The sequence below is a fragment of the Anoxybacter fermentans genome (assembly GCF_003991135.1).
GTDB lineage: Bacteria > Bacillota > Halanaerobiia > DY22613 > DY22613 > Anoxybacter > Anoxybacter fermentans.
The window spans coordinates 2,404,775-2,423,228 of sequence record NZ_CP016379.1 but is presented as its reverse complement, the minus strand read 5'-3'; the positions used below and the strand labels follow the sequence as shown (position 1 = coordinate 2,423,228).

The 18,454-nt window shown below is 36.4% G+C and carries 22 protein-coding genes; 21 read left to right on the top strand and 1 reads right to left on the bottom strand.

Annotation, left to right across the window (positions count from 1 at the left end; genetic code table 11):
* Nucleotides 1–12 precede the first annotated feature (12 nt).
* The 9 genes from BBF96_RS11035 to BBF96_RS10995 all read left to right on the top strand — a co-directional run bounded on the left by BBF96_RS11035 (nt 13) and on the right by BBF96_RS10995 (nt 6,308).
* Nucleotides 13–333: a hypothetical protein gene (locus tag BBF96_RS11035; protein WP_127017205.1), complete on the top strand. Its 321-nt coding sequence runs from the start codon at nt 13–15 to the stop codon at nt 331–333.
* A 17-nt stretch (nt 334–350) separates the two neighbouring features.
* Complete coding sequence (locus tag BBF96_RS11030; protein ID WP_127017204.1) at nt 351–941, top strand: DUF6115 domain-containing protein; 591 nt, start codon at nt 351–353, stop codon at nt 939–941.
* Nucleotides 934–1,569, top strand: coding sequence for a hypothetical protein (locus BBF96_RS11025; protein ID WP_127017203.1), 636 nt, complete (start codon nt 934–936; stop codon nt 1,567–1,569). Before BBF96_RS11030 ends, BBF96_RS11025 begins: the two co-directional genes overlap by 8 nt.
* 18 nt (nt 1,570–1,587) lie before the next feature.
* Nucleotides 1,588–2,334 (top strand): flagellar basal-body rod protein FlgF, encoded by a 747-nt coding sequence (flgF, locus tag BBF96_RS11020; protein ID WP_127017202.1) that lies wholly within the window; start codon nt 1,588–1,590, stop codon nt 2,332–2,334.
* An 89-nt stretch (nt 2,335–2,423) separates the two neighbouring features.
* Nucleotides 2,424–3,212, top strand: coding sequence for a flagellar basal-body rod protein FlgG (flgG, locus tag BBF96_RS11015; protein WP_127017201.1), 789 nt, complete (start codon nt 2,424–2,426; stop codon nt 3,210–3,212).
* Nucleotides 3,213–3,224: 12 nt separating this feature from the next.
* The gene (flgA, locus tag BBF96_RS11010; RefSeq protein ID WP_127017200.1) at nt 3,225–4,202 is read left to right on the top strand and encodes a flagellar basal body P-ring formation chaperone FlgA; all 978 of its coding nucleotides are present in this window, start codon (nt 3,225–3,227) and stop codon (nt 4,200–4,202) included.
* Nucleotides 4,203–4,214: 12 nt separating this feature from the next.
* Nucleotides 4,215–4,787 (top strand): flagellar basal body L-ring protein FlgH, encoded by a 573-nt coding sequence (locus tag BBF96_RS11005; protein WP_127017199.1) that lies wholly within the window; start codon nt 4,215–4,217, stop codon nt 4,785–4,787.
* A gap of 23 nt (nt 4,788–4,810) precedes the next feature.
* Nucleotides 4,811–5,950 (top strand): flagellar basal body P-ring protein FlgI, encoded by a 1,140-nt coding sequence (locus tag BBF96_RS11000; RefSeq protein ID WP_236777810.1) that lies wholly within the window; start codon nt 4,811–4,813, stop codon nt 5,948–5,950.
* Nucleotides 5,951–5,966: 16 nt separating this feature from the next.
* A complete protein-coding gene (locus BBF96_RS10995; protein WP_127017197.1) occupies nt 5,967–6,308 on the top strand; it encodes a rod-binding protein in 342 nt (113 codons plus the stop codon).
* Between the two features lie 413 nt (nt 6,309–6,721).
* Here BBF96_RS10995 and BBF96_RS10990 read toward each other — a convergent pair whose 3' ends face one another.
* Complete coding sequence (locus BBF96_RS10990; protein WP_127017196.1) at nt 6,722–7,240, bottom strand: helix-turn-helix domain-containing protein; 519 nt, start codon at nt 7,238–7,240, stop codon at nt 6,722–6,724.
* Nucleotides 7,241–7,476: 236 nt separating this feature from the next.
* Here BBF96_RS10990 and BBF96_RS10985 point away from each other — a divergent pair, with 236 nt between their 5' ends.
* From BBF96_RS10985 to BBF96_RS10930, 12 genes are all read left to right on the top strand, one after another.
* Nucleotides 7,477–7,758: a hypothetical protein gene (locus BBF96_RS10985; protein WP_127017195.1), complete on the top strand. Its 282-nt coding sequence runs from the start codon at nt 7,477–7,479 to the stop codon at nt 7,756–7,758.
* A gap of 136 nt (nt 7,759–7,894) precedes the next feature.
* Nucleotides 7,895–8,548, top strand: coding sequence for a hypothetical protein (locus BBF96_RS10980; RefSeq protein WP_127017194.1), 654 nt, complete (start codon nt 7,895–7,897; stop codon nt 8,546–8,548).
* Between the two features lie 66 nt (nt 8,549–8,614).
* Nucleotides 8,615–9,451 (top strand): Nif3-like dinuclear metal center hexameric protein, encoded by an 837-nt coding sequence (locus tag BBF96_RS10975; RefSeq protein WP_127017193.1) that lies wholly within the window; start codon nt 8,615–8,617, stop codon nt 9,449–9,451.
* Between the two features lie 20 nt (nt 9,452–9,471).
* Nucleotides 9,472–10,014: a hypothetical protein gene (locus BBF96_RS10970; protein WP_127017192.1), complete on the top strand. Its 543-nt coding sequence runs from the start codon at nt 9,472–9,474 to the stop codon at nt 10,012–10,014.
* A gap of 76 nt (nt 10,015–10,090) precedes the next feature.
* Nucleotides 10,091–11,791, top strand: coding sequence for a CHASE2 domain-containing protein (locus tag BBF96_RS10965; RefSeq protein ID WP_127017191.1), 1,701 nt, complete (start codon nt 10,091–10,093; stop codon nt 11,789–11,791).
* Nucleotides 11,792–11,799: 8 nt separating this feature from the next.
* Entirely contained in the window at nt 11,800–12,732 is a 933-nt protein-coding gene (locus tag BBF96_RS10960) for a FecR family protein (protein WP_127017190.1), read from the top strand.
* A gap of 18 nt (nt 12,733–12,750) precedes the next feature.
* A complete protein-coding gene (locus BBF96_RS10955; RefSeq protein ID WP_127017189.1) occupies nt 12,751–13,440 on the top strand; it encodes a Crp/Fnr family transcriptional regulator in 690 nt (229 codons plus the stop codon).
* Nucleotides 13,437–13,631 (top strand): hypothetical protein, encoded by a 195-nt coding sequence (locus BBF96_RS10950; RefSeq protein ID WP_127017188.1) that lies wholly within the window; start codon nt 13,437–13,439, stop codon nt 13,629–13,631. Before BBF96_RS10955 ends, BBF96_RS10950 begins: the two co-directional genes overlap by 4 nt.
* Before the next feature lie 27 nt (nt 13,632–13,658).
* Nucleotides 13,659–14,120: a MarR family winged helix-turn-helix transcriptional regulator gene (locus BBF96_RS10945; protein WP_127017187.1), complete on the top strand. Its 462-nt coding sequence runs from the start codon at nt 13,659–13,661 to the stop codon at nt 14,118–14,120.
* Nucleotides 14,121–14,563: 443 nt separating this feature from the next.
* A complete protein-coding gene (gene sigH, locus BBF96_RS10940; RefSeq protein WP_127017186.1) occupies nt 14,564–15,229 on the top strand; it encodes an RNA polymerase sporulation sigma factor SigH in 666 nt (221 codons plus the stop codon).
* A gap of 266 nt (nt 15,230–15,495) precedes the next feature.
* Nucleotides 15,496–17,310 (top strand): ATP-dependent helicase ComFA, encoded by a 1,815-nt coding sequence (locus tag BBF96_RS10935; RefSeq protein WP_127017185.1) that lies wholly within the window; start codon nt 15,496–15,498, stop codon nt 17,308–17,310.
* Nucleotides 17,294–17,980 (top strand): ComF family protein, encoded by a 687-nt coding sequence (locus BBF96_RS10930; protein WP_127017184.1) that lies wholly within the window; start codon nt 17,294–17,296, stop codon nt 17,978–17,980. The genes BBF96_RS10935 and BBF96_RS10930 overlap by 17 nt, the downstream gene beginning before the upstream one ends.
* The last annotated feature ends 474 nt before the right edge of the window (nt 17,981–18,454 follow it).

Genomic DNA, 18,454 nt, shown 5'->3' with positions numbered 1-18,454 from the left:
TGGTGAAGGGTTATGACCCAACCCATTAACGGGCGCCATTTGCTGTCCAAATCTTTAGAGGTTAATAGGATTGAGCAAATACGGGCTGTGGCTGAACAGCAACAGCAGCAAGAATTGGCAGTCCAGCAGCAAAAAGAGCATGAGATCCGACAAAAACAGGTGACAGAAAGTAACCAATCTGAAGGTAAGCGGGTCCGTTCTGACGAGAAATCTGGAAGAAAAAAAAGGGAAAAAAAAGAGAGGAAAAAGACGAAAAATGAAGAAAAAGATAGTATGGAGGAAAAAAATCCATTTGATGATGATCGAGGTCATATAATTGACATTCGAGTCTAACTAAGGAGGTACGTGTCTTGTTGGTTGCATATCTGATATTGGGTGTCGGAATGTTTTTGATTTTAATCTCATTAATTTCCACATATAGGATAAATAGAAAGATAAATTCTGAAAGGGTCGGTGAAGTAAAAGCAAATTCAATTGAACAGGTTATTGAACTGGTCAAGACAAAAGAAAGTATCAGAAATATTGGAAAAGAACTGGATACATTGATTGAAGAGTTACGGGAAAAAGAATCTGAGATAAAGGCAATTATTAAAAAGGTAAAAGAGTGGAATTTAGAACTCTCTGATCCCGTCTTTTCGGAGATTCTAGCAAAAAAGATAGCTTACCAGGAAGCGGACCGTTTGGTAGACCAGTTATATGAATCTGAACGTTTCAGAAGAAAAGAAGAGGAACTCGATTTAAGAAACAGGTCTGAAGAGCCTTTAATTCCTTCAAAAACCCGGCTTTTGGAAAAAGAAGCCCTTGCTAGATACAATCAGATTGTAAAACTTTCTGAAGAGGGGCTTTCTGTCGAAGAGATTGCCAGAAAGTTAAATTTGGGGTATCGAGAAGTAGAACTGGTAGTCAAATTGCGAAAGAAAGGAGCCGGAATTGGTGTATAAGGGGTTTTATTGGAGTTTGCTGATAACCGGAATTGGAATTGGTTTAGTTATCGCAGCATTAATCTGGGTTTTTTCAGATCAATTTTACCCTGGTGATGGGAAGACTGTAATAAAACCTGAGCGAGAGATTGTGTATTATCAGATATCCCGCTTTAGGTTAGATATTCCTGACTTAAATTATCCAGAACCAATAGAAGAACCTAATCCAGAACCTGAACCGATATCAGATATAAAGACCGAATCAGAACCAGTTGAATTCAATCCAGAATTTATAAAACCGGATATAGAATCGGTTGAAGAACCCGACTTAGAACCTCATCCAATGTCAAATACAGAACCCGTCCCGGAACCGGTAACAAAATCTGTTCAAGTATCAGATGCAAACCCTGTTCCAGAACACACAGAACCAGTTCTAGAACCGATTAGATGGGTGGAGTTTGAGGTAAAACCGGGAGATCTGGCAGTAGATATTGCTCGACGGTTGGCAGAGAAGGAGATTGTAGATGAAAAAGAGTTTTTAAGAATAGTAAAACTTTTGAATCTGGACCGTAAATTAAGGGTAGGTAGATACCAATTTAGAAAAGGTGCAAATATCTATGAGATTATTGCCGAATTGATGCATTTGTAGTATGAGGGGGTGAAAATTATGTTAAATGGATTATATACGGTGGCCCGGGGAATGATTGCTTTCAAAAGAGAAAATGATGTTTTGGCCAATAATCTGGCAAATGTTAATACTACTGGATTTAAAAGTGAACAGGTAGTATATCAATCTTTTCCTGAAATATTAATGAGTCGTCTTGACGAATCAGGAGAGCATTTCATTGGCTCAAAGGGAACAGGAAGTAAAGTGGTTGAAACATTTACTAACTTTCAGCAGGGCCATTTGCAAAAAACAGATAATCCGCTGGATTTAGCTATCGAAGGGCCAGGCTTTTTTGTAGTTCAGACTCCCTGGGGTATTGCTTATACCCGGAGCGGACATTTTACTTTAAATCAATTTGGTCAACTGGTAACAGAAGATGGTTATCCAGTCCTGGGGGAAAATGGACCAATTGAGACTTTTGGAAAACCGATTGCAGTCGGAGAAGATGGTATAATAGAGATTGACGGAGTTCAGAGCGACCGGATAAGGTTGGTGGACTTTGCTGATTTACAGCAGTTAGAAAAGGTAGGTAAAAATCTTTATCGTGCTGGTGGAGGAATAAGGGAAACGAGAGCAGAAGGATTGGTACGTCAGGGATATCTGGAAGGTTCCAATGTAAATGTTATATTGGGAATGACTCAATTAATTACTGCTACCCGTCTCTATGAAGTCAGTCAAAAGATGATTCAATCCCAGGATGAGACTCTGTCAAAAGCAGTCAATGATGTTGGACGTACTAATGGATAATCAGGTTGGATTTAATAATTGTGAGGACGAATATAGATATTGCTGATTGATAGAAGTGATATCTGATTAAATAAAGGAGGGTGTAAAAGATGATTAGATCATTATGGACTGCTGCTTCAGGAATGCAGGCACAGCAATTGAATATAGACAATATTGCCAATAACCTGGCGAACGTAAATACTGCTGGTTTTAAGAAAAGCCGGGTAAATTTTCAGGATTTAATGTATGAAACTATTAAGGAAGCTGGAACACCCAATGCTCAGGGATCCATTTCGCCTAATGGTATTGAGATAGGTAACGGTGTTCGTCCTGCATCTGTGCAGCGTTTGTTCACTCAGGGAAATTTTCAACAGACAGGTAACCCTCTTGATCTAGTAATAGAAGGTGATGGGTTTTTCCAGATACAGTTACCTGATGGTTCTACCGCTTATACCAGAGATGGTTCTTTTAAACAGGATGGAGATGGTCGAATCGTTACTTCTGACGGTTATCCCCTGTTTCCGGAAATATACATACCTGAAGATGCAGTAGGAATTAACATAAATGCTGATGGTACTGTTTCTGTAATGTTGGCTGGTGAAGAGGAGCCTCAGGAAATTGGTCAATTAGAACTGGCTCGCTTTGCTAATCCGGCCGGTTTAAGTAGTTCTGGTCGAAATCTTTTCAAAGCTACTGTAGCTTCAGGGGCTCCAATTATTGGCAATCCTGGAATGGAAGGTTTTGGTACTATTGCCCAGGGTTATCTGGAGATGTCTAATGTTCAGGTGGTAGAGGAAATGGTTAATATGATTACTGCTCAACGTGCTTATGAGATCAATTCCAAGACCATTCAGGCTTCTGAGGAGATGTTGAGAACAGTAAGTAACCTGAAGAGATAGGTGTGATAGTTTATGAAACTTCTTAATTGGAACACTGTTTTTGTATTAATTATCCTATTTCTGTTTTCATTGATGGTTAATGGAGAAGAGAATGTGAAAATCAGTTTTCAACCAGAAGTAGAGGTTTTAAAAGAGCGAATGTATTTAGGTGAGATTGCCATAATCGAAGGTGAAGGAGAATTAGTTGAGAGATTAAAAAACATTGATCTGGGCCCTGCTCCTTTACCTGGTGGACGTTTTACACTGGCTCCAGATACTATTCTGTCGATTCTTAAGCAACATGGGATCGATATAGAAATGATCAATTTTACAAATCTATCTCATAAAGGAATAGTGGTTAAAAGGGCTGCTCAATTATTGGATCAAAAGATGGTTATGCAGTTGGTTGAAGATTATATTTACCGTCAACTTTCCCGGTTTAATGATATAAGAATTAATCTGGTAAGGGGCTTTCCTGAAATCAGGCTTCCTATGGGAGATTATCAGGTTAAAGTTGGGCCGTATCAGGGTGGTGAATTACGGGGATATATTTCATTACCTGTAACGATTTTCATAGATGGGAAGGTATATAAACGTATTTATTTAAACCTGGAAGTTCAGATTTATGAGTCAGTTTTTGTTACTTTAAAACCTATTGAAAGGAAGACAATTATTACTTCTGACATGATTGAATTAAGATATATGGATATTACCCGGATTTCTGGTGAACCAGTCTTTTCAGAAGAAGAGTTAATAGGGAAAGAGACAAAGCGTTCTTTAAGTGAAGGTACGGTCCTTTTAAAAGAATATTTAACAGAACCTGAATTGATACATCGTAATGATCAAGTGCTAATTGTTGCTAATTATGGGGTGATTCATATTCAGACCATCGGTAGAGCTTTAGAAGATGGTGCTAAAGGGGAATGGATCTGGGTAGAAAATATAAGTTCCGGAAAAAAGATTCTGGCAATGGTAACTGATGTTGGACAGGTCCAGGTAAAGGTAGAATGAGGGGTGTCTATTATGAAGAGAGTTATAATTTATGCTCTGTTATTCTGTCTATTATTACCGATATCGGTCTCTGCTACTAGCCTCTGGGATGATAAGGCGGCAGATATTTATAAAGATAAAGTAGCATCTGAGATAGGGGATCTGGTGACCATTATTATCGTTGAAAAGTCTTCTGCTTCCCAGAAGGCCAGTACAGAAACTTCTCAAGATTCGTCATTGGGAGCGGGACCTGGTCTGGGAATTTTTGATTTTATCAAAACTTTTTCATTGAAATATAGTGATAAAAATGAAGCAGATGGAGTAACTGTCCGGCAGGGATTGCTCAATGCCCAAATTACTGCTCGGGTGATCGACAAACAACCTAATGGAAATCTGGTAGTTAGAGGTTTAAAAACTATTAATATTAATGGAGAAAGTCAAGAAATTGAGATTACCGGAGTTATTCGTCAAAGGGATATCAAAGCAGATAATACCATTGAATCGATATATATGTCTGATGTAGAGATCCGTTATACAGGAGAAGGAGTAGTAGGCGACAAACAAAAATCAGGTATATTTGAGAAAATCTTTAATTGGCTCTTTTAAAGGTATAAATGGAGTTGGTTGAGATGAATAAGAAGCTTTTAATAATTTTCATATTAGTAGGATTGATTTTCACCTGTATTCCAGAGATTAATGCAGCAAGTATTGAAGACCCTATGGTCTATATCAGGGATTTGACCAGAATTGATGGGGTCAGGAACAATATGCTGATGGGAATAGGATTGGTTATCGGGCTTGATGGTACAGGTGACAGCAGATTCAGTCCGACTTTTCAGATGCTGAAAAACCTATTAAATCAGTATGGAATAATTACTGATCCATCTCAGGCCAGAGCAAAAAATGTGGCTGCTGTCATGGTTACAGCAACCCTACCTCCCTTTGCAAGAGCAGGTGATCAGTTAGATGTTACTGTTTCCTCGATAGGAGATGCAAAAAGTTTGCAGGGAGGAACTTTGCTCCTTACGGCATTAAAAGCACCTAATGGGCAGATTTATGCTGCAGCTCAAGGACCAATATCCGTAGGTGGTTTTGGAGCCAAAAGTGGAGGAAGCAGTATGCAGCAAAATCATCTACAGGTAGGACGTATACCAAATGGTGCTATTGTTGAACAGACCCTGGAACCTGATTTAAATGATAAAACTGAGATTGATTTTCTCCTTCATGCAGCTAACTTTGAGACAGCTCATCTTATAGCTCAGACGATAAATGAACATTTTAGATTTCTGGATAAAAAGGTTAAATTAGCAAAAGCAATCAATGCCGGTCGGGTCCGGGTAAAGGTTCCTATAGAATACCGAAATGATGTAGTTAATTTTGTAGCTCAGATTCAAGGATTACAGGTACGGGCATCAATGCCTGCAAAGGTTGTAATTAATGAGCGAACCGGAACGATTGTTATAGGTCATAATGTGCGGATTTCCACAGTTGCAGTAGCCCATGGTAACTTGACAGTGACTATTTCGACCCAGGAAGAGACCACTCAGACTATAGATGAAGCAGGAAATACCTGGATTGAGACAGGAACAGGTGTTCAGATTAATGTAGAAGAAAAAGGAGAACAGCTGGTTGAGTTAAAAACAGGAGCTACTATTGGCGATGTAGTCAAAGCATTAAATGCCATTGGCGCATCCCCCCGGGATATTATAGCAATTTTGCAGGCAATGAAAGAAGCAGGAGCATTATATGCTCAGATTGAATTGATTTAGAGAGGATGTGATATTATTGAACACCTTCATTAGAAGTTCCTTCTATCCGGATCAGTTTCGGTTGGAACATATAAAGGGAAAGATGGATCAAATTGAAAAAGGATTGAAGAAGAGTGAGAAAAAAGATAAAGCCCTGTATAAGGCCTGTCAGGATTTTGAAGCTATATTTATGCAAATGGTTTTTAAAGAGATGCGTAAAACCGTTCATAAATCAAAGTTAATTGATGGAGGATTTGCAGAAGAGATATTTGAAGATATGATGGATGAAGAGATTGCTAAAAGAGCTACCAGAAAAGACAGTTCTTTAGCTGACCTTTTATATCAGCAATTGCGATTACAATTAAATCAAAATGAATAACTTTTGATTAAAATTATCCCATCTAAGATTTTACTGCAAAAAGCTAATTTTTCGCTTCAAAAGAAATTTTTCGTTTAACCATCTAAAGTTCGATTTCAGTCGAAATAAGGCACACTAATCAATGGGGTCTCCTGGCCCTTGATTAGCTCATCACAACCTGTGATGAGGTCTTATTTCGACTGAAATCTCACTAAGATGGTTAAACGAAAAATTTCTATGACGCTCAAAATTAGCTTTTTGCAGTTTAATTATCTAAAGATTTGTTTAGATGGGATAATTTTTTTTAAAAAAAAATACCGGTTCATAAGAACCGGAATTAAAGAGGAGAACCAAAAAGGGGAAAGGTGAGGAATCATTATGGTCCTCCATATTGTAGGGGATAGGATGTTAGAGTGAGAAAAACTTTGCAAACTTTATTTTTTAAGCTCATTTTCAATAAATTCCATAATGAGCTCAATACTCGATTCTTTTAGACCCAGATTAGTACATAATTCCCTGATCCGTTCTAAATTATTCTCAACTCCTTTAAAGAGGCGCTCTTTTTTAATATCCAGAGCTTTAGCAACTTTTTCGATCTCTTCAGGGGTTAGTGTTTCAGTACCATTTTCAACCTGGCCAAGTTTAAAAAATGATACACCAGATTTTTCATATAATTCATGAATACTCATTCCCTTTGCTTCACGAATATTTCTTAACTCTTTACCAATGTTAAATTCTTCTTCTGTTTCATTTAAAAGCTCAGCCAGGGAAATATTAAAAGCATCAACAATTCGGGAAAGAATTTCTAAAGAAGGTTTACGCTTATTTTTTTCTATCTGGCTAATGTAACTCCCAGAGACGCCCGTTTTATTGCCAAATTCAGCATAAGTTAGGTTATGAGCTTTTCTTAATTCTTTTATCTTTAAACCTATTTTCTCAATATTTAAAGTCATATCATTTTCCTCCCCGCAGTTTATATTATAACTCAATTGCTTAAAATTGTCAACAGTTGCTTCAAAAGAGTTTTAAAGAAAAATTTTTTTTGGACAATTGCTTGACATAGAGTGAACTATATAGTAAAATTAAATTGAAAAATAGTTAAATTTGTTAATGTTATGCATATATGATAGAAGTAAAAATTTAAAAATTTGCAATATGTTTTGTTTTTTATAAAAAGGAGTGAATAGATGTGAGTTACATTCTTTACTTTATTCGGGGTGGTCGACAGGTAATTGATAATGTAGTAGGAGTTCATCCGCATAGAAGGAAAATTACATTCGTATTTACTAATGGTGCAAAGCTAGAGGTTATAAAAGAATATCTTTTACACTATGAGTTGATAGAAGATGTAGCAGTAGTAAATAAGGAGGATAGACAGGATCTTTTTGATCATTTTGATCATTTTGTTAGCAAATTTATCAATAAAGTTGAAGGTGCGGTAAAAAAAACTCAAGGTACACTATTCCTTTAGATCAAATTAGGAAATTTAAAGAACTAATAGGCAATAGTTAAAAAGAGAAATTACAGGAAGTGATTAGTTTAAAGCCCTAATTATAATTACCAGGGCTTTTTTTTAGTAGAACAGGAAACTAAAAGGGGGTTTTTTCATGAAAAAAATCTCTTTCATCATTTTTTTGGGTATTATCCTTTTTACTTCAGTTTCGTTTTCTTGTATTGCGGGAGATTATAGACCGGTTATATCTGGTAATTATGAAGAGGGCCAGCGATTGTATGAGAGTGAAGAAGGGGTAGGGGATGATTATATCTTCCGGGAAAGCTGGCTTAAATTTAAGCAGAAGCTTTCTCCGAAAAGTTATTATTATTTTAAAGTTCTTTATCATGAGAATGATTTTCTTAAAGAAGATCAATACGATAGTTATACTTTTGATTTTATAGCTAACTATACCTATCAAATCAATAATCCAGTACGTTTAAAAACAGAACTGAGATTGAGGGATAAAAAATATCCCAGTTCTGAAACGAAAAATTATTATTTTTTAGGTACAAATTTAGAATTGTCCATAAGGCTCAAGGATTTAGATAAAATCCAGTGTAGGATGAATTTACAGCAGGAAATCTATCCTTTAACTATTAAAGATAATTTTCTTATGGGATTTGCTTTAAGCTGGGAGAAGGAACTCTGGCAAGGTTTTTCACTTCATAGCCAGTACAAATTCTCTGGACAAAATTATTTTGATGAGCAGGTTATATCAGATAAACTACGACATTCTATTTCTATTGGTTTTGAATACCAGTTGTAGCAGGAAAATTAAGTAGAAACCTCGAATAAATATATTATAGGGTGAATGTGCAAAGGAGGCTATAAAATGAATACTAAGAGGTTAATGGAGATAGCATTAGAATTAGCAGGATTAGACGAGATTCCAGAGGACTCTGGAATTATTGTAGAGGGTGATGGGATTAAAAGGATTTTATTTGGAGTGGATATGGAAACTTCTGAACTTCTCCTTGCCAAACACTTAGATGTAGATTGTGTAATTACCCATCATCCCAAGTCAGGGGACCCGCAGATAAATTTATATCAGGTTATGTCCAATCAGATTAAACGTATGGTAGTTGCGGGTGTTCCTATCAATAAAGCCCAAAAAGCTTTAAAAAAGCAACAGGATAAAATTGAAAGGGCTTTACATTCTTCAAATTATGATCGGGTTGCTTCTGCTGCTAGATTGTTAAATATGCCTTTTGTGGCGATACATACTCCTTGTGATATTCTGGCTGAGACTACAGTTCAGAATCATCTGGATGAAAGATTGAAGAACAAACCTGAAGCTACATTACAGGATGTTGTTGATGCTTTAATGGAATTGCCTGAATATCAAAATACCAGAGCCAAACCTAAAATTCGGGTTGGAAGTAAAGATGACTATGCGGGTAAAGTCTTTGTCACTATGGCCGGTGGTACCGGTGGTGGGCCGGATGTGGCCAAAGCTTATTTTGAAGCTGGTATCGGTACACTGGTGGTAATGCATATGAAAGAAGAGGTACTTAATGCTGTTCGAGAGCAAAATATTGGCAATGTAATTGTTGCTGGACATATGGCCAGCGATTCAGTAGGTATTAATAAGCTGATTGAGAGATATGAAAAGGAAGGGCTAGAAGTAATTCGCTGCAGTGGGATAGTCGAACCAACTATTAAATCATAAGTAAGTGGAGGGAATGCAAAATGAAACGAGTGATTTTCTGGATGACTTTTCTGTTACTCATTGCGGTATTTACAACTGAAGATATTTTTGCTATAGGTAATGGTGAAGTTGTACCTAACCGTCTCACTATTCGTTATAACGTACAGGCTTTTGAAAAGGTTAAAGCTATAGTATTAGAAGGCGAATATGGGTTAACCTCAACCCTGGCTTTGGAGGGACGGTATATCTATACTTCACCGGCTAGTTACCTTGATACGTTTATTAAGTTTAAACTCCACGAAGAACGTAATCTAAATGTAGCAGGACGTGTAGGCTTACATAGTGATTTTGATGATAAGACTCCAGTTAATAAAATTCTTGGTATTGTCTTTTCAAAAGATCATAATAGTTTTATCCAATTACATGGTGGAGTAACTTATTCGATGACAACAGAAAAGATAGGCTATTTTGCTGGTCTAGATTATCAATTATCTGCTCGATCTTATTTTCAGGCTGGTTGGCAGAAATTTGTCGGTCAGAGTGAGACCCAGGGTTGGGTTTTTGGTCTGAGAACAGATATTTAGTTTTAAGTTGGTAGGTAAGAAAGGTGTATGTCAGATCTTGGCATACACCTTTTCAACAGAGAAAGGAAGACAGGATTTGAAAGAAAAAGTTTATCTCTGGTTATTCGTAATTTATCTGGTTGCTATCGGTTTGTACATGATGGACCTCTTTAAATCTTTTGAATATTGGATAATTAATCATCACTTTTTTATAAAATATCTTCTAAGTGAAGAGCAAAAAGAAAGCCCGATAGTAATTGTTGGGATTGATGAAAATTCACTTAAAGAGTTGGGGCGCTGGCCCTGGCCCAGAGAGACCCATATAGCTCTTCTTAAAGAGTTAAAAAAAGCAGGAGCAAAAGTTGTAGGTATGGATCTTATTTTCGATCAACCATATGATGCAATGGTTGACAGGTCTTTAGCAGAAACTATGGAAAAAATAGGGGTTGTATTACCTATAACTTTGGATTTGACAATATACCGGGGTTTTTTAGGTGAGGAAATAGAAGTCAATAAGATTTACAGACCTTTACCTGTTTTTGATCGGGTTTCCAGAGCAGGTCATATTAATTTGATTCCTGACCTGGATGGAGCAATTAGACGAGGTTTTAATTATTTAGATGGAGTACCCTCTTTTGCTCTCCAGATAGCAAAACTTTATCAACCGGAAGTTACTTACCCTGACCAGCCTTTCTGGATTAATTATCCCGGTCCAGCCAGAAGTTATCCTACCTATTCATATGTTGATATTCTTAAGGGAAATTATCCCCGGAATCTTTTTGTTGGAAAGATTGTTCTTGTAGGTGCGCTGGACCCGGCTTTAGGAGATCAGTTTGTCACACCATTCTCCCAATTTGGTTTGATCTCTGGGGTTGAAATTCATGCACATCAGCTCAATACACTTCTTACAGGAGATTATATTAAACCTTTACCCTTACATTACGGACTTATACTTTTAACCATAATTGCACTGATGAGTGGTTATTCAGCTTTTAGATGGAAGCCAATTACTAAATTGTCAGTTTTTATACTTTTTAGTATTGGATATTATTTATGCAGTTTTTATTTTTTCATCAATCACAATTTACTTTTACCTTATTTTCCGATATTATTTTTTCTAGGAGGAAGTCTAATTGTTGGAATGTTGGTTTCATATTTTCTGTCAAATAAAGAGAAAGCCAGACTATACGAAACTTTTCATCGGTATTTGGCACCACAGGTTTTACAGCAGGTACTGGATGGGACTAAGGAGATTGAATTGGGTGGTGAAGAGAAGAAAGCGGCAGTTCTCTTTATCGATATTCGGGGTTTTACTGCCTATGCCCATTCACATCGACCGAAGGAAGTTGTAGATTTATTGAATCAGTATCTTAAGCTCTTTGCAGAGGTGATTTTTGCCTTTGAAGGAACCCTGGATAAATATCTTGGGGATGGATTGATGGCAGTATTTGGCGCTCCAGTGGAAGGTAAGGATGATTTAAAGCGGGCATTTTTTGCTGCTCTAGAAATATTAAAGAAAGTTATCGAAAAAGAACTGCCTTTGCCTGTCGGTATGGGGTTAGCATATGGCCCTGTAATCTCAGGAAATATTGGTTCTTATAAAAGAATGGATTTTACCGTAATTGGAGATACAGTCAATACAGCATCCAGGTTAGAAGAACTGGCAGGGCCAGGGGAATTGGTGATGACTGAGGAAGTGGGAAAACTTTTAGATATTACTGAGGAATTAACTGAAGAGAAAGTTGAGATTAAGGGTATTGAAGGTATGATTACAATCTATCGCTTAAAAAAGGAGTGAGATAGGTAATGGGAAAAAATATCTGGCAAATAGGGTTTATTATCTTTCTGATTTTATTTATTATCTTACCTATTTCATATAATTTTGCTGCAGAAGAGGGAGAAGCTGTAATTGTGAGTTTTTCAGGTAAGGTAAAATTTTTTCGGGCTCCCTGGTGGAAATTTTGGGCATGGGAAGATGTTCAGCCAGGTCAGGAATTGTTAGCCAATGATTGGGTGAAAGTAGGAAATGATAGCTATTTGGAGATTGAGTTTCATAATAAAACCCGGGTTAGAATCCTTGAGAATACAACTATCCGTATTGGAGAAAGTGAATTTTTTTCTAAGGAACGTTCTTCTTCTATTTGGTTAAAAATGGGGCAAATTTGGGTAAAAGTTGAAAAGACTTTATCAAAAATGCTTAAGTTTAAAGTTGAAACCCCCAATGCAGTTGCAGGTGTTAGGGGAACTGTTTTTTATGTAAAAGTGAGCCAGAAAACTACGGAAGTTTTAGTTGGTGAAGGATTGGTAGAAGTAAAACAGAAAAAGGCCAAAGAAAAAGTTTATGTAACAAGTGGATATAAAACTCGGGTTGTTGGTCGAAAAAAACCTGTTAAACCTTTTGAAGTTGATGAGAAAGATCAAAAGATGTTGAAGGATTGGGCTTATGGCGTAGAGAAAATGAAAAAGAAAGAAGAAATTAAAAATATGATTAATTATCAGGATGATGAGGATGAACATGATGTATCTGAAAAAAAAATGAAAGCAAAAAAAGATGTTAAAGATGATGAAGAAACTGAGGAAGTTGAAGATAAAAATTCTGCTTCTGTCAAAAAAGCTATGAATGGACAGGGTAGAGGAGAACATCCTAAAGGTTTTGATGATAAAGATGAAGGTGATGAAGATGAAAAAGATGATGAAGATGAAGAAGATGATGAAGACGAAGAAGAGGATGAGGATTAGAAGTTTGAATTAAAGGGGGTGAGAGTTATTGATATTAAGACCTTTTTAAAAAATGAGACGATCTTTGGGGGATTAACAGATGAAGAACTTACCCGGGTTATTGAGATCATGGTTATCCGTCAATTTGAACGCAATGTGATTATTTTCTTCGAAGGAGAAGTAGGTGATAATTTTTATCTGGTTTTGTCGGGTGAAGTTAGAATATATAAAATCTCCCCGGATGGAAGGGAAAAAAATCTGGCATTGATTGGCCCGGGTGATTTTTTTGGTGAAATGGCTTTAATAGATAAGAAGACACGTTCGGCTACTGCTGAGACAATGTCAAAAACGAGATTAGGTGTAATACATCAAAAACATTTTAGTGATTTGATAGATCAATATCCTGAGATTGCTTTAAAAATGATTGTTCAATTGACAGAGAGATTAAGGAGAGCCAATCAGCAGATTGAATCACTTACTTTTAAAGATGTTCAGGGACGGCTTGTACAATTTTTACTTCAATATGCTGATGAAAATGAAGATGATGATCCAGTTCCTTTAAAAAAAAGGGTTACTCATCAAATCATTGCCAATCAGATAGGCGCTTCCAGGGAAACAGTATCCCGGATTCTAAGTCAATTACAAAAAGAAGGATATATTACAATAAAAAATCGGTTAATATATATTACTAAACGAAAAGAATTAAAAGATAGGTGGGAAAGAAAATGATAAGAAAAGATAAAAAAGAAGAAACCGGAGAGGTGGAAAAAGAGTTTGAAGATTTAAGTCTCTTTGAATATAACTTTTTTTGGGTTTTACACTTATTTATGATTTTTTTAACAGTTCCTCTTGTTGGAGGAAATTTAAGACTTTGTCTGGAAAAGTTTTTTCAAATTATTAATTTACGAAATTGGCTATAGAAATTTTATTAGAAAGGAGTATGAGTAATGAGTAATGAACTTAAGCGTACAGCGGCAGAAATTGAAGATTTAATTCGCAAAATTGCACGAATTATGAACAAACGTCTTCGAGATAGTCTTAAGGAGTCGGCAATTACTCCGCCCCAATTTTTTGCACTGGTAAATATATATAGGGAGGAAGGGATTACTATTGGAGAACTTTGTGACCAGATGTTTCTTGCATGCAGTACAGTTTCTGGATTAATAGATCGTCTGGAGAAAGTTGAATTAGTAGAACGGTATAGAGATGAAGAAGACCGTCGGGTTGTAAGATTGAAATTAACGAAGAAAGGGCGGATCTGTACTGAAACTATTTTAGAAAAAAGACGGGAAAAGTTTGAAAAGGATCTAGAAATGATTGAAATGGAACGTCAGCACGAATTGATCGATAATTTAAATCTTCTTTTGCAGATTATGACCGATGCAGAAAGTGAAAAAATAAATGATTAAACTGTAAAAAGCTAGTTTTAAGTGCCCTAGAAATTTTTCGTTAAACCATCTTAGTGAGATTGAAAAGAATAGCCTTATCACAGATGGTTCGAAAAATTTCTTTTAAAACGAAAAATTAGCTTTTTGCAGTCTGAGATAGTCAAGCCTGGGTAATATTTTTCCCGGGTTTTTTTACTAAAATTTGACACTTGACAAATAATAGCAAAAAGTGTATAATATAAAGGTGTTGTAATCGTTAAAAAATATAATATTTATGTTGAAAAATTCAAATAGAAATTCTAAAGTTGTTAAAAAGGGAAAGGTATATTTTTTAATCAACAAAAATTACAATATACAACAAAAAATTATATAAAAGGTGGTGAGAGAACTATTTTCGACAAATTTTCAGAGGGTCGATTTTTTTAAGTCCGGGGGTACAAAACTGAAATAAAGGTGGGGATTAAATGGGCAAATCCACAAATAAGAAGACTAGTAGGTTTGAGAACATGACAGAGGATGAAGTTATTTTGCTGGCACAGAATGGTGATCGTGAAGCAGAGGAGTATTTAATCAAATCGAATATGGATATTGTTTATTCCAAATCCAGACTGTTTTACATTAAAGGTTTAGATAAAGAGGATGTTATCCAGGAAGGATTGGTGGGACTTTATAAAGCTATTCGTGATTATAAAGTTATGAGAGAAGCATCTTTTCGAGGATTTGCACATTTATGTGTAAATCGCCAACTGATATCAGCTGTTAAGATGGCTAACCGTCAAAAACACCTGCCGCTTAATACATCAACATCTATTGATCGGAATCTTAAATATACAAAAGATGACGGCGGGCGAGGTCGTACCCTATTGGACATACTACCCGATGAAAATATGGATCCTGAAAGGGACTTAATAAATAAAGAAATGCTTGAGGAGATTACTCAGGAACTAAAAAAAGTTCTTACCCCTCTGGAATGGAAGGTCTTTACCAGTTACCTGGAATCTAAATCATATAAAGAAATTTCAGAAGAATTAGACAAAACTATTAAAACTGTGGATAATGCATTACAGCGATCCAGACGAAAGATTCATCAGCTCAGATATAAATTTGAAAATGAAGTTGCTAATTATTAAATGATTAAACTGCAAAAAGTTAATTTTGAGTGCTATAGAAATTTTTCGTTTAACCATCTTAGTGAGATTTCAGTCGAAATAAGGCCTCATATGAGGATTGATGAGCTAATCAAGTCACTGAAATCGAACTTTAGATGGTTCGAAAAATTTTTTTTGAAGCGAAAAATTAGCTTTTTGCAGTAAAATCTTGAATAAAAAAGCTCAAGCTGTTTCTGGTATATGCCAGAAACAGCTCTTTATTTTTTGAGGGAAAAGGTGGTAAAGTGATGAAGTGTTGCCGGGTACAGCTCTATCTGGCGGGGCGGGTAAGGAAAGGTTTTTATCAGGTCAAAAAGGCCATAACTTATGATCTGGCTCTAGATAAGGTAGAACTTATTAAGGAAGGGTATGAATGGTTCTGGCCATTGACAGGCTTTATAAGTCTTTATTCAGCTTATCTGCTTAAGGAAAGATTGGATCGGTTATCCTGGTTAAATAGATGGAATCATAAAAATGAGAAATGGCTGATTAAGAGGATGAAAAAATGGCTTAAAAGAGAGAGTTGGTTTCAAGATAAGGAAGTTGAAATTTTTCCTATGGTCCGGCCGGTATCTTTTAAAAGTATCCCACTGATAAAAGAGACCAGGACAGTCGAGAAAAAAGAAGTTCAGCAGGTGGCAGCAATGCTTAGAGGAAGGAACTTTTACTTTTCTGAAATTGCAGAAGGGTTAAAAGAAATGGGTTTGTACCAGTCGGTTTCAAGGATTAAAAAGAATTTGATTTCATTATTGGTCAGCGGTAAAGTTGAGATGATTCCTGCCAATTTACCTGCAAAATCCATTTGTATAAGGTGCGGTAATGAAGGTTTAAAGCCGACAAAATGCGGAATTTGTGGTCAGATGATCTGGTATTGCCCTCAATGTTTATCTATGGGAGAGAGTTTAACCTGCCGACCCCTTTTCAGGAGAAAAGATGGGGTAAAATTGGGGAAAAAGGAGATTGAAAGCTATAAGCCGCATTACTCTTTTTCCCTCTCATTTTACCAACGGAAACTGGCTCAACAATTAAGTAATGCGTTTGAAGATGAAGAAGTGCAAGACTGGCTTTTATGGGCAGTCTGTGGTGCGGGAAAAACTGAGATAACTTTTGATCTGATTGCCAAAGTTTTGAAACGGGGCGGACGGGTATTGTTTACTTCTCCCAGACGTGAAGTGGTCAGGCAAATGGAAGAGCGATTAAAAGCTGCTTTTCCCGAGGTCAGTCTGGTGGGCTTATATGGCGGTGCGGAGAATAAACTAATACAGGCCCAATTAACTGTAGCTACTGTACATCAGTTGGTTAGATTTTATCAGGCTTTTGATTTAATTATCTTTGATGAAGTGGACGCCTATCCATATCAGGGTGATAAATGGCTAAAAAGGCTTATAGAGCGGAGTAGAAAAAAAGATGGCAGATTGATATATTTAAGTGCAACACCTGGTGAAGATCTTTTACGACAGGTCAGGTCGGGTAAATTACGGGTTCTGAGTCTGCCGGTACGATTTCATAAAAAAGAGGTTCCTGTTCCAATTCTTAAATCTATAAAACTACCAACAGTACCGGAATTTTCCCGGATGCCAGACCAGGTGAATGAATGGATTGTGGAGACGATTTATAAAGATCTGGCCCAGTTATATATTTTTCTACCTACCCGCAGGATGGTAGAGATTTTTGGCAGATCATTACAGGAATTTTATAAAGAGATAGGTTTGGCCTATTGGGTTCAATATACTCATAGTAAAGACCAGGAACGTTTCAGGAAGGTGAAAGAGTTTTTGCAGGGTGATTTTCCTGTTCTGGTTACTACGACTATTCTGGAGCGGGGAGTGACTGTACCAAAAAGTAATGTATTAGTTTTGTATGCAAATCAGGAGGAGATCTTTAATTATCAGAGTTTGATCCAGATGGCCGGGAGAGCAGGACGTTCAATTAAGGCTCCTTATGGAAAGGTCTGGTTTGTGGGACATGTTATCTCCAAAGAGATGAAAAAAGCCAGGGAATGGATTATCAGGATGAATGAGATAGCCAGAGAGAGGGGGCTTTTAGATGAGAAGGTTGATTAATGGCATTTTAAATTTGATCTATCCTGAAAGGGCCAGATGTAGTTTATGTAAAGATGAGCTTATAAGTTGGGAAATTCAGTTAGGAATCTGCCATCAATGTTTAAATGAGATGAATTTTTTTGCGGGAAAAGGTTTAAAAAAGTTACCTGAGCTTTTTGAACAACATATTGACCTGGTGGGTAGTGCAGTTTTATACACAGGTTTGATTAAGGAACTGATATATCGCTTAAAATATTATGGTGAGCGACAATTAATTTATCCTATGGTGGAGTTGATGGTAAGGCAATATTACATTATTTTTAAAGAAGAGAAATGGGATGGATTAATTCCGGTACCCCTGCACGAAAGTCGGTTGCATGAGCGAGGATATAATCAAGCTCTTTTATTGGCGGTTGGTCTGTCGTTTTATTTAAAAATACCCTGCTTTGATTGGGTTGAAAGGGTAAAAGAGACCCACCCTCAAAATCAGCTTACCTTAGACCAACGCCGTAAAAATCTTGAGGGAGCATTTCGTCTTAAAAAGGGAATAGAGATCAAAGGAGGAAGGTGGTTAATTATTGACGATATTTTTACTACCGGTAATACTACAAATGAGATTGCCAAAATTTTAAAAGAAGCAGGAGCAGAAAAGGTCGGGGTTTATACTTTGGCTTCTGGGAGGATGATGTAGAAATAAATTTTATCCATGATTTTACTGCAAAAAGCTAATTTTTCGTTTCTTGAGAAATTTTTTGAATCATCTAAAGCTCGATTTTCGCCGAAATAAGGTTTTCTAATCAAAGGTTCCTTCTGGTCTTTGATTAGCTTATCATCTCCTGTGATGAGGCCTTATTTCGTCGGAAATCTCGCTAAGATGATTTGGCGAAAAATTTCTATGTCGCTCAACACTAGCTTTTTGCAGTATAATCATCCATAGCTTAATCTAATAACGAAAGTTTTCCACACTTTCCACAGTTTTTTTATATCTTTGTCCAAAAATTATCCACTTCAAATTCTTTGATTTTTCAGGTTGTTCACACACTTATCCACATTATCCACATAATTTATACACATTTTGTGGATAAGTTAATCGAAAGGACTTGTATAAGTATTAGCTAAATTGGAATAATTCTTTTTAATACAGGATAGTATAGGGGATAGTAAA

Excerpts from the sequence above, each read along its gene's own strand:
- BBF96_RS10935 (WP_127017185.1), top strand. The coding sequence starts at position 15,496 with ATGAAGTGTTGCCGGGTACAGCTCTATCTGGCGGGGCGGGTAAGGAAA.
- BBF96_RS10930 (WP_127017184.1), top strand. The coding sequence starts at position 17,294 with ATGAGAAGGTTGATTAATGGCATTTTAAATTTGATCTATCCTGAAAGG.
- BBF96_RS11000 (WP_236777810.1), top strand. The coding sequence starts at position 4,811 with ATGAATAAGAAGCTTTTAATAATTTTCATATTAGTAGGATTGATTTTC.
- BBF96_RS10945 (WP_127017187.1), top strand. The coding sequence starts at position 13,659 with ATGAGTAATGAACTTAAGCGTACAGCGGCAGAAATTGAAGATTTAATT.
- BBF96_RS10960 (WP_127017190.1), top strand. The coding sequence starts at position 11,800 with ATGGGAAAAAATATCTGGCAAATAGGGTTTATTATCTTTCTGATTTTA.
- flgA (WP_127017200.1), top strand. The coding sequence starts at position 3,225 with ATGAAACTTCTTAATTGGAACACTGTTTTTGTATTAATTATCCTATTT.
- BBF96_RS10980 (WP_127017194.1), top strand. The coding sequence starts at position 7,895 with ATGAAAAAAATCTCTTTCATCATTTTTTTGGGTATTATCCTTTTTACT.
- sigH (WP_127017186.1), top strand. The coding sequence starts at position 14,564 with ATGGGCAAATCCACAAATAAGAAGACTAGTAGGTTTGAGAACATGACA.
- BBF96_RS11035 (WP_127017205.1), top strand. The coding sequence starts at position 13 with ATGACCCAACCCATTAACGGGCGCCATTTGCTGTCCAAATCTTTAGAG.
- BBF96_RS10975 (WP_127017193.1), top strand. The coding sequence starts at position 8,615 with ATGAATACTAAGAGGTTAATGGAGATAGCATTAGAATTAGCAGGATTA.
- BBF96_RS10990 (WP_127017196.1), bottom strand. The coding sequence starts at position 7,240 with ATGACTTTAAATATTGAGAAAATAGGTTTAAAGATAAAAGAATTAAGA.
- flgG (WP_127017201.1), top strand. The coding sequence starts at position 2,424 with ATGATTAGATCATTATGGACTGCTGCTTCAGGAATGCAGGCACAGCAA.
- BBF96_RS10950 (WP_127017188.1), top strand. The coding sequence starts at position 13,437 with ATGATAAGAAAAGATAAAAAAGAAGAAACCGGAGAGGTGGAAAAAGAG.
- flgF (WP_127017202.1), top strand. The coding sequence starts at position 1,588 with ATGTTAAATGGATTATATACGGTGGCCCGGGGAATGATTGCTTTCAAA.
- BBF96_RS10970 (WP_127017192.1), top strand. The coding sequence starts at position 9,472 with ATGAAACGAGTGATTTTCTGGATGACTTTTCTGTTACTCATTGCGGTA.
- BBF96_RS11005 (WP_127017199.1), top strand. The coding sequence starts at position 4,215 with ATGAAGAGAGTTATAATTTATGCTCTGTTATTCTGTCTATTATTACCG.